This is a genomic window from Enterobacter sp. MEB024 (assembly GCF_030209635.1).
GTDB lineage: Bacteria > Pseudomonadota > Gammaproteobacteria > Enterobacterales > Enterobacteriaceae > Enterobacter > Enterobacter ludwigii.
On sequence record NZ_JARVRQ010000002.1, the window covers coordinates 560,519 to 574,102 of the forward strand.

14 protein-coding genes are annotated in these 13,584 nt (G+C 56.0%); 2 read left to right on the top strand and 12 right to left on the bottom strand.

Annotated features, from left to right (window positions below; translation table 11 throughout):
• The gene (gene fusA, locus QRN24_RS04850; RefSeq protein WP_223399179.1) at positions 1–2,100 is read right to left on the bottom strand and encodes an elongation factor G; all 2,100 of its coding nucleotides are present in this window, start codon (positions 2,098–2,100) and stop codon (positions 1–3) included.
• A 160-nt stretch (positions 2,101–2,260) separates the two neighbouring features.
• On the opposite strand from fusA, the gene QRN24_RS04855 reads away from it, so the two are divergent.
• Positions 2,261–2,560 carry an ArsR/SmtB family transcription factor gene (locus QRN24_RS04855; protein WP_014170235.1) on the top strand — a complete coding sequence of 100 codons (300 nt, stop codon included), beginning with the start codon at positions 2,261–2,263 and terminating at the stop codon, positions 2,558–2,560.
• A 43-nt stretch (positions 2,561–2,603) separates the two neighbouring features.
• Here the strand turns inward: QRN24_RS04855 and pptA are convergent, their stop codons facing one another.
• From pptA to QRN24_RS04905, 11 genes are all read right to left on the bottom strand, one after another.
• Positions 2,604–2,834 carry a tautomerase PptA gene (pptA, locus tag QRN24_RS04860; protein ID WP_020884045.1) on the bottom strand — a complete coding sequence of 77 codons (231 nt, stop codon included), beginning with the start codon at positions 2,832–2,834 and terminating at the stop codon, positions 2,604–2,606.
• 37 nt (positions 2,835–2,871) lie between these two features.
• Positions 2,872–3,489, bottom strand: coding sequence for a glutathione S-transferase family protein (locus QRN24_RS04865; protein WP_284942424.1), 618 nt, complete (start codon positions 3,487–3,489; stop codon positions 2,872–2,874).
• Positions 3,490–3,529: 40 nt separating this feature from the next.
• A complete protein-coding gene (locus QRN24_RS04870) occupies positions 3,530–4,417 on the bottom strand; it encodes a transporter substrate-binding domain-containing protein (RefSeq protein WP_014170238.1) in 888 nt (295 codons plus the stop codon).
• Between the two features lie 9 nt (positions 4,418–4,426).
• Positions 4,427–5,200 carry an amino acid ABC transporter ATP-binding protein gene (locus QRN24_RS04875; protein ID WP_014170239.1) on the bottom strand — a complete coding sequence of 258 codons (774 nt, stop codon included), beginning with the start codon at positions 5,198–5,200 and terminating at the stop codon, positions 4,427–4,429.
• A complete protein-coding gene (locus QRN24_RS04880) occupies positions 5,184–6,110 on the bottom strand; it encodes an amino acid ABC transporter permease (RefSeq protein ID WP_047744704.1) in 927 nt (308 codons plus the stop codon). Before QRN24_RS04880 ends, QRN24_RS04875 begins: the two co-directional genes overlap by 17 nt.
• Positions 6,111–6,119: 9 nt before the next feature.
• Positions 6,120–6,629, bottom strand: coding sequence for a GNAT family N-acetyltransferase (locus QRN24_RS04885; protein ID WP_020884041.1), 510 nt, complete (start codon positions 6,627–6,629; stop codon positions 6,120–6,122).
• Between the two features lie 9 nt (positions 6,630–6,638).
• Positions 6,639–7,571, bottom strand: coding sequence for an ABC transporter substrate-binding protein (locus QRN24_RS22785; protein ID WP_020884040.1), 933 nt, complete (start codon positions 7,569–7,571; stop codon positions 6,639–6,641).
• A gap of 14 nt (positions 7,572–7,585) precedes the next feature.
• Positions 7,586–8,902 carry an LLM class flavin-dependent oxidoreductase gene (locus QRN24_RS22790; protein ID WP_020884039.1) on the bottom strand — a complete coding sequence of 439 codons (1,317 nt, stop codon included), beginning with the start codon at positions 8,900–8,902 and terminating at the stop codon, positions 7,586–7,588.
• Positions 8,903–8,918: 16 nt separating this feature from the next.
• A complete protein-coding gene (locus QRN24_RS04895; RefSeq protein ID WP_020884038.1) occupies positions 8,919–10,040 on the bottom strand; it encodes an amidohydrolase in 1,122 nt (373 codons plus the stop codon).
• A complete protein-coding gene (locus QRN24_RS04900; RefSeq protein ID WP_032678238.1) occupies positions 10,019–11,038 on the bottom strand; it encodes an LLM class flavin-dependent oxidoreductase in 1,020 nt (339 codons plus the stop codon). Before QRN24_RS04900 ends, QRN24_RS04895 begins: the two co-directional genes overlap by 22 nt.
• Positions 11,039–11,148: 110 nt before the next feature.
• The gene (locus QRN24_RS04905; protein WP_025204120.1) at positions 11,149–11,688 is read right to left on the bottom strand and encodes an AAA family ATPase; all 540 of its coding nucleotides are present in this window, start codon (positions 11,686–11,688) and stop codon (positions 11,149–11,151) included.
• A gap of 341 nt (positions 11,689–12,029) precedes the next feature.
• Between QRN24_RS04905 and QRN24_RS04910 the strand changes: the two genes are divergently transcribed.
• Positions 12,030–13,565, top strand: coding sequence for a methyl-accepting chemotaxis protein (locus QRN24_RS04910; RefSeq protein WP_025204119.1), 1,536 nt, complete (start codon positions 12,030–12,032; stop codon positions 13,563–13,565).
• Positions 13,566–13,584: the final 19 nt, after the last annotated feature.

The window sequence follows — 13,584 nt, forward strand, 5'->3', positions numbered from 1 at the left end:
TTACTTCGCGCGCCGTGCAATAATTTCATCCGCAACATTACGCGGAGCTTCCGCGAAATGATGGAATTCCATCGTGTAGGTCGCGCGGCCTTGCGACATCGAACGCAGCGTCGTGGCATAGCCAAACATCTCCGCCAGCGGCACATCCGCGCGAATAATCTGGCTACCGTACTGCTCTTCCATTCCCTGCACCATGCCGCGGCGGGAAGAGAGATCGCCCATGATGTTGCCGGCGTACTCTTCCGGTGTTTCCACCTCGACATGCATGACCGGTTCAAGAATCACAGGGTCCGCTTTACGAGCGCCCTCTTTAAAGCCGAGGATCGCCGCCATGCGGAACGCCATTTCCGAGGAGTCGACCTCGTGATAGGAGCCAAACGTCAGGGTCGCTTTCACATCGACAACCGGATACCCCGCCAGGACACCGCTGTTCATGGCTTCGCGCAGGCCTTTCTCCACAGACGGAATATACTCGCGCGGGACAACGCCGCCCTTGGTGGCATCTTCAAATACAAAACCACTGCCGGGCTCTAACGGTGCCAGACTGAGCACCACATGGCCGTACTGCCCTTTACCGCCGGATTGTCGGACAAATTTCCCTTCGATATCCTTCACCGCTTTACGCAGGGTTTCACGGTACGTGACCTGTGGGCGACCAATGTTCGCCTCAACGCCGAACTCACGCCGCATGCGGTCAACGATAATCTCAAGATGTAACTCACCCATCCCGGAGATAATTGTCTGGCCGGACTCTTCATCGGTGTGCAGACGAAACGAAGGGTCTTCCGCTGCCAGGCGCTGCAATGCAATGCCCATTTTCTCCTGATCGCCTTTGGTTTTCGGCTCGATCGCAAGCGAGATAACCGGGTCCGGAAACTCCATCCGTTCCAGCGTGATGACGGCATTCGGGTCGGTGAGCGTGTCACCGGTTGTCACATCTTTCAACCCAACGCAGGCCGCGATATCGCCTGCGCGCAGTTCATCCACTTCGTGGCGATCGTTAGCATGCATCAGCACAATGCGCCCAATGCGCTCTTTCTTCCCTTTCACCGGGTTGAACACCGCGTCGCCTTTGCGCAGCACGCCAGAGTAAACGCGGATAAAGGTCAGCTGTCCGACGTACGGGTCGCTCATCAGTTTAAAGGCCAGCGCAGAGAACGGCTCGTTGTCGTCTGGATGACGCTCGGCATGCTGCCCATTCTCATCCACACCATCAATGGCGGGCACGTCCAGAGGCGACGGCATCAGTTCAATGACCGCATCGAGCATGCGTTGCACGCCTTTATTTTTAAACGCGCTGCCGCACAGCATCGGCTGGATTTCACCGGAGATGGTCCGCATACGCAGCCCCTTGATGATTTCCGCTTCCTCTAAATCACCCGTTTCCAGGTATTTATCCATCAGCTCATCGCTGGCTTCCGCCGCCGCAGAGACCATTTTTTCCCGCCATTCCTGCGCAGTACTCACTACGTCATCCGGCACAGGAGCATAGGTAAACACCATGCCCTGGGTGGCATCGTCCCACAAAATGGTACGCATTTTGATGAGATCCACCACGCCGGTGAAGTGTTCTTCTGCCCCCACCGGAATAACAATCGGGACCGGATTCGCTTTCAGACGCTCCTGCATCATTCGCACGACGCGGAAGAAGTCCGCACCCGGGCGGTCCATTTTGTTGACGAAGGCCAGCCGCGGGACATGATATTTGTTCGCCTGACGCCAGACGGTTTCCGACTGCGGCTGCACGCCACCGACGGAGTCATACACCATGACAGCGCCGTCGAGTACACGCATGGAACGTTCCACCTCAATGGTGAAATCCACGTGGCCCGGGGTGTCGATAATGTTGATCCGGTGCGGTTCAAAGCCCCGGTCCATACCTGGCCAGAAACAGCTGACTGCCGCAGAGGTAATGGTTATCCCGCGCTCTTGCTCCTGTGCCATCCAGTCGGTAGTTGCCGCGCCATCGTGTACTTCACCCAGTTTGTGGCTCATACCGGTATAAAACAGGATGCGCTCGGTGGTGGTCGTTTTACCGGCATCGATATGCGCGGAGATACCGATGTTGCGATAACGTTCGAGAGGGATGGGTCGGGGCATAATATTTCCTTAGTCATTAAGACTGCGTTGTGACGACCGGGATGGTCGCGTATTCGTTCGTTTGCTATAATAGTCCTATTGTACGAGTATTATCGAACTATTTTTTTACGGTTGACCTATTGTTGATATAGCTCAATCTGACACCAGACGCAGGAAAACGATGATCCCGAACCACCCTGAAACTGAACAAATACTGCTGGAAAATGTACTTTTTGCCCTCGGTAACCCGCTCCGGCTGTCGATTATCCGCAGGCTGGCCGATGGCAGCGAACTGAGCTGTAACGCACTGCGCCCGGACGAGGTGGTGAAATCGACGATGACCCATCACTGGCGCGTCTTGCGCGACAGCGGCGTGATTTGGCAGCGCCCGCAGGGGCGAGAAAATATGATATCACTGCGCAGGGACGATCTTGATGCCCGCTTTCCGGGGCTGATGGCAATATTGCTGCAGACGAAGTAACGCGTGTGTCGTGTCGGGCGACTCCGCGCCGCCCGACCCTCTCTCACATTGAATAGCCGGGTTTCTTAATTAAGTGATCCAGGTTGGGTTCAATTTCGGTATCCCAGACCTGCGCTTTCCAGTCGGCTTCCTGCACTTCATTCAGGGCGACCGAAATAGAGCGATCTTTACTGTTCAGATGACGGGTAATCACCTCGGCAATATCCGCCGCCAGCGCGGTTTTTTGGTCGTCGTTCAAATCACGGGGAAAACATTTGATATCTACGTGTGGCATATGCAGGCTTCCAGTTATGAATGTGAGTTCCACGTTATCAGATTATCTCGTTTGCCTTTAACACCTTGTGCAGTTCCGGCAGCTGGCACACGGTATCCGCAATCGCCGTTATCTTCGGCGTATTCGCCGCAAACCATGCATGGCGAGGCCCCCAGGTGCGTGCAACCGTGATGTAGACGTCAAGCAGCGTCAGCCGTTCCCCGAGCGCAAAAGGGGTGGCACTGAGCTGGCTGTCGAACCACAAATAGAGTGATTTTCGGTATTCAATACAGCTGTTTTTCAACTGCTCCGGCGCATCCGGCACCCAGCGTTCAGGGTAGTCGGCGTAGGTAAAGGTGGGATAAATGTTCGCAACAAACCAGATGAGCAACCGCTGAAACTGCTGCCGCTCAGCCTGCCCGACGGCAGGCGCAAGATCGGGACATCTGTCCAGCACCATCAGGGCAATCGCCGCCGTTTCGGTCATGATCGCCCCGTTTTCCAGTTCTAGCGTGGGTACCTGACACAGCGGATTGCGTGCTTTCAGCAACTCACGCTGCGGACCGGGCTGGTCAAACCCGTCCACGTTGATAAATTGATAAGGGATGTCTGCCAGAGTCAGCATCACTTCACTGATTGCCGATCCCCAGCCGGGTACGCCATAGAGTTTAATCATGTTGCCCCCTCCGGGATGAAAACCCTAAGTGTAGACATGACTAATAGGTTATCCCAGGCGGGTTCACGTCGGATTGCGTCACCGCTTCGCCCTCTTCTCCCCAGCGTGCCAGCACCCGCTGGTACTCTCCACGCGTAATAGCGCCCTCCAGCGCAGCCTGCAAAGCATAAACCAGCCCATTGCCCTTTTTGGTCGTCGTGGCGACATAGGCTCTCTTCGGCCCGAGCCCCACTACGCGCGTTTTGCCGGTCAACGCCGCTTTATAGGCGGATACGGATTGAGGCCCGAAGAACACATCCGCCCTGCCGGACTGAATATAGAGGTTGCCGGAAGCATCATCGGTCAGATAGACCGGCAGCGCAGGCTCACGACCGGCTTTTTTGTTCTCTTCATTCCAGCCCAGCAGAATGCGCTCCTGATTGGTCCCGGAACCGACAATCACCTTTTTGCCTGCCAGATCTTTTGCGCTGTTAATCGCCTGGACCGCACTGGTGGATTTCACGGAAAACGCCAGCGAGTCGACGCGATAGGTCGCAAAGTCAAATTTCTCTTTTCGCTGTTCGGTCACCGCAATATTCACCAGCGCCACGTCATAGCGTCCGGAGCTGATCCCCAGCGGCCAGTCTTCCCAGGCCGTGGGAACCAGCTTCAGCTTTAACCCCAGACTGCCCGCCAGCAAGCGGGCAATATCCGGATCGCTGCCAATCCGCGTCCGGTTATCGCTGGCAAGCAGCGCCAGCGGTGGAGAGTTAAGCGCTGAGATCGCTACCGTGAGCGTGCCCGGCTCAACAAATTTATAGTTCGCGGGGATCTTCGCGACGGCCTGCCGATCTACCGTCACCGGCAGCGGTTGCTCGTTGGCGTGTAAATCGATACCCGCATGGCTCGCGGTCGTAAAAGCCAGACCGGCCAGAAAAGCATATTTCATCTGCGCTCCTTACAGCACTTTTGACAGGAACTGGCGCGTTCGCGGGTGCGACGGACGGGTTAATACGTCGTCACTGCTGCCCTGCTCCACAATTTTGCCGTCGACCATAAAGACCACTTGATCCGCCACTTCCCGGGCAAAGCCGATCTCGTGGGTGACCACCACCAGCGTGGTACCCGAGCGGGCGAGCTTTTTAATCACATCCAGCACTTCGCCAACCAGTTCCGGGTCGAGCGCTGAAGTGGGCTCATCAAACAGCATTACCCGGGGACGTAACGCCAGCGCGCGGGCAATGGCAATACGCTGCTGTTGGCCCCCGGAGAGATGGCGCGACCAGGCGTCGGCTTTATCGCGCAGCCCGACCACATCCAGCAGGCTGTATGCCCTTTCAACGGCTTCTTTCTTACTCAGTTTTTTATGGGCGATGGGCGCTTCAATCAGGTTTTCCAGCACCGTGAGATGCGGAAAGAGATTAAAGTTCTGGAAGACATAGCCCACATTGACGCGCTGTTTGAGGATCTCTTTCTCTTTCAGCTCGTAGAGTTTGTCACCCTGACGGCGATAACCGATGTAATCACCGTCAATCTGGATAAACCCTTCGTCGACGCGTTCCAGATGGTTAATGGTGCGCAGAAGCGTCGATTTACCCGATCCGGAAGGCCCGAGGATCACCGTTACCGATCCGGGCGGGATCTCCAGCGAGACGTTATCAAGCGCTTTATGGCGGCCAAAAAACTTACTGACGCCGGTAATCGAAATATGCCCTTCAGGAGAGGTTTGCATGGATGGGCTCCTGTACTGATGCGGTGGATACGGAACGGACGCGACTGGCTACCCGGTTTTGATTAACGGCTGAACGACGTTCGCTGCGGGCAAGCCCGCGCTCCACAACATGCTGAATGGCAGACAACACGGTGGTAATCACCAGATACCAGACCGCACCGACCATCAGCAGCGGGATAACCTCCTGCGTGCGGTTATAGATCATCTGAATGGTATAGAAGAGTTCCGGCATCGCCAGGACATACACCATCGCCGTGCCTTTCGCGAGACTGATAATTTCATTAAATCCGGACGGCAGAATCGTGCGTAGCGCCTGCGGCAAAATGATACGCACCGTGCGACGCCAGGCTGGCAGACCGAGCGCCGCCGCCGCTTCATACTGACCATGATCCACCCCCAGAAAACCGCCGCGAATGATCTCGGCGGTATACGCGCTCTGAACCAGCGTCAGCCCCACCACGGCGGTGGAAAACTGTCCCAGCACGTTGATGGTTTCGAAGCGACCCCAGGTAATGGCGGTGAAGGGTACGCCGAGCGAGAGCGTGTCGTAGAGATAGGAAAAGTTATAGAGAATGATCAGAACCACAATCAGCGGCAACGAACGAAACAGCCAGATATACCCCCAGGCCAGGCTGCTCAGCAGCCAGGATGAAGAGAGCCTCGCCAGCGCCAGCAGGCCGCCGATGACCACGCTCAGCGCAGTGCCGATCAGGGTCAACAGCAATGTCTGCCCTACGCCTTCAAGGATAACCGGATCAAAGAACCAGCGGGCAAAGACAGACCACTCCCAGCGCGGGTTAAAGGCCACGGACTGAATGACCACCGCAAGCACAAACAGCGCCACCACGGCACCGACAGTCCGCAGCGGATAACGCGCCGGGACCACCTTAATGGTTTCAACGTTGCTCATCGTCATTCCTCATGCTGTTTTACTGAACGCTTCACTGATCAGCGTTTTGGTGAAACGCAGCCGGCCATCAAACGGCGGCTGGCTGTACTCTTCCGGATCGCGGTTCAGATCGAACTGCGGCTGATAACCCTGGCTGATATACAGCCTGACCGCTTCCGGCTGACGAAAACCGGTGGTGAGGTAGATCTGGCTGTAACCGGCCTGTACCGCCCGACGCTCCAGCTCCTGGACGACGCGGGCCGCCAGCCCCTGTTGACGCAGCGCCTTGTGCGTCCAGATTCGTTTGATTTCAGCGGTGCGTTCATCAAACGGTTTATACGCGCCGGTGGCGATGATGTCGCCGTCACGCTCAAGGACAATAAACAGCCCCTGCGGGGCCAGGTACCACTCCGTGAGCTCCACTTCCGCGTCTTTAGAGAAGTAGTCGCCATAGCGGGCGGCATATTCACCGAATAATCCGTCGATAATGGGCTGAAGATCGGCGTCTTCCGGTGACACGTCCCGAAATTGCTCGCGCATAGCGCCTCCTTAGTCACCCAGTCCTGCCGGGTTCACTTCTGATTGAGGGATACGTTCTACCCCTTCCCCCCAGCGGTTCAGCACTTTGTCGTAATCGCCGTTTTTGATGACCCCGTTAAGTGCAGTCTGTACCGGCTCGACCAGACCGCTGCCTTTTTTCAGCGTCACCGCAATGTGCGCCGCCTTCGGCCAGCCGCCGTCGACAATCCCAACCCGTTTCGTTTTCCCGGTCAGCGCCGCTTTCCATGCGCCAGTCACGTTCGGGCCAAAGAACGCATCTGCGCGGCCTGACTGGAGAGACAGGGTTTGTGATGCATCGTCTTTGGTGTAGATCGGGGTAAACGGCTTCAGGCCTTTCTTCACGTTCTGCGCATTCCACGCCAGCAGGATAGCCTCCTGGTTGGTCCCGGAACCTACGATGATGCGCAGCCCGGCGATGTCCTCCGCCTTCTGCAGCGAGGTAATCGGGCTGGTCGATTTCACATAGAAGCCGAGGGAATCTTTACGGTAAGTGGCAAAATCAAACTTCTCTTTGCGTTCTCTGGTCACGGTGATGTTGCTGATCGCCGCATCGTATTTCCCGGAGGCGACGCCGAGAGGCCAGTCCTCCCAGGAGGTTGGCACCACATTCAGCTCCAGCCCAAGGCTGTCGGCCACCAGACGGGCAACGTCCACCTCGCTTCCGAGCAGCGTTTTATTGTCGTCGGAAAAAACGGTCAGCGGCGGTGAGTTAAGCGCGGCAACCGCCACGGTGAATTTGCCCGGCACGGCGAAGCGATAATCTTTCGGCAGTTGCGCGATGGCGTCGCTGTTTTTGGCGGTGTTGACGGGCGTTTTGTTGGCTTCCAGGCTCACGCCAGTGCCATTAATGTTCACATTCTCTGCCCAGACGGCAGGGGAAAAGGCCAGCGCAAGCGCCAGAATAAGCGATGATTTCTGCATAGCGAGGTTCTCTATTATTGTTGTGTGAACTGGTTTTTCGGTTCGTCTAAACCCAGACTGTCGCGCAGCGTAGTGCCGGGATAGTCGGTGCGGAATAACCCGCGGGCCTGTAACACCGGGACAACCTGGTCAACAAAACGCGGGAACGTGTCCGGCGTTCCACCCTGAATAATGAAGCCGTCCGCGGCGAATGCCTCAAACCAGCCCTGCAGACCGTCTGCCACCTGCTCCGGCGTACCGGAAAAGCGCGGGCGCGGGGATGCCGCTTCGAGTGCAACCTGACGCAGGGTTAAGTTGCGTTCGCGAGCATTACGCTTAATTTCATCGGTCGTGCTGCGAAAACTGTTTTTGCCCAGTTCACCGATGTCCGGGAACGGCTCGTCGAGCGGGTACTGGCTGAAATCGTGATGTTCGAAATAACGGCCGAGGTAATTCAGGGCATCGTTAATCGACACCAGAGCCGCGGTTGTCTGATACTGGTTCTCCACGTCCTCCGCGTCTTTGCCAACAATCACGCTGACGCCCTGAAAAATATGTAAGTCCGATGCCCTGCGGCCATTCGATTCAAGCTGGTGTTTCACGTCGCGATAAAACGCTTTGGCTTCCTCTAACGTTTCATGATGGGTAAAAATGGCGTCAGCATGTTTCGCGGCCAGTTTTTTTCCGTCATCCGATGCACCTGCCTGAAAAACAATCGGGCGTCCCTGCGGCGTGCGGCCAATATTGAGCGGGCCGGCCACCTGGAAGAAATCGCCGTGATGATCAAGCGTATGCAGTTTTGCCGGGTCAAAGAACTGCCCGCTCTCTTTGTTGCGCACAAAGGCATCCCCCTCCCAGGAATCCCAGAGTCCTTTCACCACGTCGAGGTATTCATCCGCTATCCGGTAGCGCAGCGCATGTTCAGGGTGTTTCTCGCGCGAGAAGTTTTTCGCCGACCCCTCGAGCGGTGAGGTCACCACGTTCCAGCCTGCGCGTCCGTTGCTCAAATGATCCAGGCTGGCAAACTGGCGCGCCACGGTAAACGGTTCGCTGTAGGAGGTCGATAAGGTACCGACCAGACCGAGGCGCGACGTCAGACTTGCCAGTGCGGACAAGACCGTTAACGGCTCAAACCGGTTTAGGAAATGCGGAATGGATTTCTCGTTAATATAGAGGCCGTCGGCGACGAATAAAAAATCAAGCTTCCCCTCTTCGGCTTTTAACGCCGTGGCTTTTACAAAATCAAAATTAATGCTGGCATCGGCGACCGCCGCCGGATGGCGCCAGGCAGACATATTTCCAGAAGCACCATGCAAAATGGTTCCCAGCCGCAGTTGTCGGGTTGCAGACATATTCACCTCTTCAGAATTAAACGTGTTGCAGGGCTTTTTCCGCAAGCTGTGCAAAATAGCGGGCAGCGGGCTCAATTAATGCTTCATCCGGGTTGAAGGCCGGGTGATGTAAACCGAACGGACTGGCGCTGCCGATGCTGACAAACGCCCCGGGGATCTGCTGCAGATACACCGCGAAATCTTCCCCGCCCATATGCAGCTCGGCGTGCTGCGTTTCATACCCAGATTCTCTTGCAACGGCGGTGGCAAATTCGGCCCAGTGCGCGTCATTGACCAACGCGGTAGGCCCGGCGTACCAGGTGATGTCGATCTGCGCGCTAAACGCGCTGGCAAACCCGGCGGCAATTTCGCCGACGCGTGCTTTCACATTCTGCTGCACTTCCACGCGGTGGGTGCGAAGCGTGCCTTCCAGTTCAACGCTTTCCGGCAGGACGTTCCAGGTATTGCCCCCGGTAATGCGCGTGACGCTAAGCACCACGGAATCAAGCGTGTTGACGTTGCGGCTGGCAACGCTCTGCAACGCCGTTACCAGCTGGCTCGCCAGCACGATGGCGTCGTTACCTTCATGCGGACGTGCAGCATGCGCGCCTTTACCGGTAATTCGGATAACAAACCGGTCGACGTTGGCGTAGAACGGCCCACCGCGGGTGGCAAATTCCCCGACCGGCAGCCCCGGCTCGTTATGCATCCCGAAGATGGCACTGACATCACGTAAGGCACCGGCCCGCACCATACTTTTCGCGCCGCCAAAGTTCTCTTCAGCCGGCTGAAAGAGGATCCGCACGCGCCCGTTTAAAGACGCTTCACGCTCTTTAAGTTTTAACGCCGCCCCGAGGATCACACTGGTATGAATATCGTGTCCGCAGGCATGCATCACACCCGCACGCTGTGAACTAAACGGCACGCCGCTGCGCTCTTCAATGGGCAAGGCGTCAATATCGGCCCGCAGCGCGATCAGCTTTTTCCCCGTGCCGATTTCGGCCACCACACCGGTCTGAAGCGCATAAGGCAGCGGCGTAATGCCAGCCGTCGTCAGCCACTGACGCAGGCGAGCGGTCGTTTCGACCTCCTGGCCGGACAGCTCCGGGTTCTGGTGCAGCTCCCGGCGCCAGGCAATCAGTTGTTCGTCAAAACGCATACGGCGACCTCCTTGTTAAGCTTCGCCTGCGCCAGCAGACGCAGGGACTGTAGTCGCGTTACGCCATCCGCAACGGGGGTATCAATAATGAATTCATCAATGCCCCATTTTTCGTGCAGGGCGTTCAACTGTTCCAGCACCGATTCGGCTGTTCCCGCCAGCAGCGACTGTGCCCGACGGGCAATGCGCACCGGCTCGCTGCCGGCCTGTCGGGCAAAGGCATAGGCCTGCTCTTCGCTGGCCACGGTGACGCGCTGCCCATTTGCCAGTTCGACGCCCCAGACTTCAACCTGTTGTGCCAGTGCCTCCGCCTCAGCCTGCGACTGGGCGACGATGACCTGCACCGCCACAATCGCATCCCGGGCGCTGTGGTTACGCCAGGTGGTGATGACTTCACGCAGCAGCGCCGGATCCCCATTCAGGTGAGCAGCAAAGACAAAATGCCAGTCAAGTTTCGCGGCCAGCAGCGCGCTTTCGGTACTGGCCCCCAGCAAGAACCCCTGCGCCGGAACCGGCGGCAGCGGCGTCGCGCGAACGGCCTCGTCCACCGACTGATTTTCCGGCTGGATCCAGTGATGAAGCTGTGTCAGCTGTTCGGCAAAACTGCCTTTTTGCTGTTGATCGAGGCCCTGTTGCAGCGCCCGGGTGGAGAGCGGCAGGCCGCCTGGGGCTTTCCCGACGCCCAGATCCACGCGTCCGGGAGCAAGCGCGGCCAGGAGGTTGAAATTTTCTGCGACTTTGTAAGGGCTGTAGTGCTGGAGCATGACGCCACCAGAGCCCACGCGGATACGCCGGGTTTGCCCGAGGATCCAGGCGATTAACAGTTCGGGTGAAGGGCTGGCCAGCTGGGGCGTGTTGTGGTGTTCGGCAATCCAGAAACGGTGATAGCCCAGATTTTCTGCCTGCTGTGCCAGCGCCAGGGTTCGCGCCAGTGCATCGGCAGCCGTTTCGTTTTCAGCGATGGGGCTTTTATCCAGAATACTGATTCGCCAGGACATGTTGCGTTCTCGTTTGACTTAACATGTCGTCATTATTAAAGGCGTATTTCACCTCTGAGAAACAATTAATTTACATTTGGTTTGCCGGAAATCAGATATATAAATCCATGCTACGCGTGTGACTTAAGCGATGAAATGAGGTTTTCCACCTCACTGCGGCGGGTAATGCGGACAAAATGAATATGGGCGTATTGCGGGTCTACCATATCGCGTGCATAACGTGCGCGGTTGCTGCGCCAGGTTTTGATTGTCCAGATAATAATGGACTCACGGCTCAAGAATGAGCGACGAAAACTCTCACAGTTTCCCGTACCGGGCCACAGTTCCTGTTTGTGCCAGGCGCGCGTGAACGCTCGGGTGACAGCCTGATACAGGGTTCGGGCGAACCCATAATCCACCCACACCACCCGATCCACGTCTCGCCATTTCACAGGACGCGTACGGTTATAGTTGCCATCAAGCACCCACTCCGCTGACGCCTTTAGCGTCGTCTCCAGTTTTTCCAGCAAGATAGCGTCCGGTGTGCCCTGCCAGTCCGGACACCAGTAAAGTCGGTCCATTTCAATGTAAGGAATATCCAGTTCTGCGGCGATACGCTTCGCCAGAGTGCTTTTTCCACTCCCGCTGGTGCCAATCACATTTACTTTCACCCTGCTGCCCCCTGTTGAAGAAAAACCCTTAAAGCATAGCGTTTTCATCTTGTTAACGAAACGCTATTTCGGCGGGTCAGTTTACGTCGAAGAGTGATCTCCCGCTTTTAATTTGCCTTATGGCGTTTATTTGCAGGGTGCTACAAAAACGCACCGATAAATATTTTCATTTTTATTACATCGAACGCAATTTAAAAATAAAAAATACTAAACACAGGGTATTCCGGAACGCATAACTTTCGTAGAGAATATGCCGACAGTAAAAATAAAAACAAACCTTTCAATCTTGCCTGAATGTTTAACGGGCTCTTTTTTATTGATATATGACCATGGGGTTACTGATGCGGAATAACACTCCCGTTACACAAAACGAGTATTTACTTAACGAAGGTTCGACGCTCATGTCGACCACCAATACGCACAGCCATATTACCTATGCGAACTCTGCCTTTATTGACGCCAGCGGCTATAAAGAAGAGAGTCTTCTCGGTGAGCCGCATAATCTTATTCGCCATCCCGACATGCCTGCCGAGGCGTTTGGCGACATGTGGTTTACCCTGCAACAGGGTGAGACCTGGACGGGGCTAGTCAAGAACCGCCGCCAGAACGGCGATCACTACTGGGTGCGCGCAAACGTCACCCCGGTTTATCAGAATGAAACGTTAACCGGCTATATTTCTGTGCGGAATATTCCTTCGCGTGAAGAGATTGCTGTCAGTGAAAAACGGTATGAGAAAGTGCGCAATAATGAATTAAAACATCACCGCTTTTATAAAGGCCTGTTTGTTCGCCACGGTCTGTTCTCTTTTACGTCGCTGTTTAAACGCCTCAGCACCAGTAAAAGGATCCATCTTGGTATTGCGATAACCGCCCTGCTCGCCTGTCTGCAGCTGTTTATATTTGCCGATCGTATTGTTGAGACTGTAGGTCTGGCTCTGCTATTTATTGCCCTGGCCGTTTATCTTCATGCGCAAATTGCAAAGCCGGTTAAATCCATTGTCCAGCAAATGCAGCGGGTGGTTTCAGGACGTAAAGCGGACTATTACCATTTTGACCGCGTCGATGAAATCGGCCTGATGATGCGCATGGTGAATCAGTCGGGTCTGAACCTCCATTCGCTGGTGGACGATGTCGGTGCGCAAATCAGCGGTATAAGTACAATCAGCCAGCAGGTGGCGAAAGAAGGTATGGCGTTACAGACACGTACCGAAGAAACCGCAGACTTTCTGCAGCAAACGGCCTCAGCCGTGGAAGAAATTGCCAGCGCGGTTCAGCAGACGGCTGAAACGGCGAAAGACGCGATCCTGATGGCAGATCGCACCCGCACCAGCGCTCACCGCGGTGAAGCAATGATGAAAGAGACTATCGGCATGATGCAGTCCGTGTCGCAGGATAACAGCCAGATCGTCGACATCATCAGCGTCATCGATCGTATCGCCTTCCAGACCAATATTCTGGCGCTGAACGCGGCCGTTGAAGCGGCGCGTGCGGGTGATGCCGGACGCGGTTTTGCGGTCGTGGCGGCCGAAGTCCGCAACCTTGCCCAGCACTCTGCCACCGCGGCCAAAGAGATCAAAACGCTTATAGAGAAAAACGTTTCCAGCGTGAACGCCGGCGTGGAGAAGGTCGAGCAAACTGAATCGCAGCTGACGGTGATGATTGGCAATGTCATGGAGATGTCTTCTCTGATTAAGGAGATAGGCCACGCCACGCAGGAGCAAACGCAGGCGCTGACCCTGATTAACGCGTCCATCTCCCGCATCGGTACAATGACCCAAAACAATACCGGTATGGTGGATAACGTGACGGACGCCGCACACCATCTGACGCAGCGCACGACCCGCCTGCAACAGGCGATTGCCGTTTTTGGCGGTTGAGAAAAGGCGCCGTTATGCG

What these genes read in the sequence shown, in the direction of transcription:
- fusA (WP_223399179.1), bottom strand. Translation starts at nt 2,100, where the DNA reads ATGCCCCGACCCATCCCTCTCGAACGTTATCGCAACATCGGTATCTCC.
- QRN24_RS04855 (WP_014170235.1), top strand. Translation starts at nt 2,261, where the DNA reads ATGATCCCGAACCACCCTGAAACTGAACAAATACTGCTGGAAAATGTA.
- pptA (WP_020884045.1), bottom strand. Translation starts at nt 2,834, where the DNA reads ATGCCACACGTAGATATCAAATGTTTTCCCCGTGATTTGAACGACGAC.
- QRN24_RS04865 (WP_284942424.1), bottom strand. Translation starts at nt 3,489, where the DNA reads ATGATTAAACTCTATGGCGTACCCGGCTGGGGATCGGCAATCAGTGAA.
- QRN24_RS04870 (WP_014170238.1), bottom strand. Translation starts at nt 4,417, where the DNA reads ATGAAATATGCTTTTCTGGCCGGTCTGGCTTTTACGACCGCGAGCCAT.
- QRN24_RS04875 (WP_014170239.1), bottom strand. Translation starts at nt 5,200, where the DNA reads ATGCAAACCTCTCCTGAAGGGCATATTTCGATTACCGGCGTCAGTAAG.
- QRN24_RS04880 (WP_047744704.1), bottom strand. Translation starts at nt 6,110, where the DNA reads ATGAGCAACGTTGAAACCATTAAGGTGGTCCCGGCGCGTTATCCGCTG.
- QRN24_RS04885 (WP_020884041.1), bottom strand. Translation starts at nt 6,629, where the DNA reads ATGCGCGAGCAATTTCGGGACGTGTCACCGGAAGACGCCGATCTTCAG.
- QRN24_RS22785 (WP_020884040.1), bottom strand. Translation starts at nt 7,571, where the DNA reads ATGCAGAAATCATCGCTTATTCTGGCGCTTGCGCTGGCCTTTTCCCCT.
- QRN24_RS22790 (WP_020884039.1), bottom strand. Translation starts at nt 8,902, where the DNA reads ATGTCTGCAACCCGACAACTGCGGCTGGGAACCATTTTGCATGGTGCT.
- QRN24_RS04895 (WP_020884038.1), bottom strand. Translation starts at nt 10,040, where the DNA reads ATGCGTTTTGACGAACAACTGATTGCCTGGCGCCGGGAGCTGCACCAG.
- QRN24_RS04900 (WP_032678238.1), bottom strand. Translation starts at nt 11,038, where the DNA reads ATGTCCTGGCGAATCAGTATTCTGGATAAAAGCCCCATCGCTGAAAAC.
- QRN24_RS04910 (WP_025204119.1), top strand. Translation starts at nt 12,030, where the DNA reads ATGCGGAATAACACTCCCGTTACACAAAACGAGTATTTACTTAACGAA.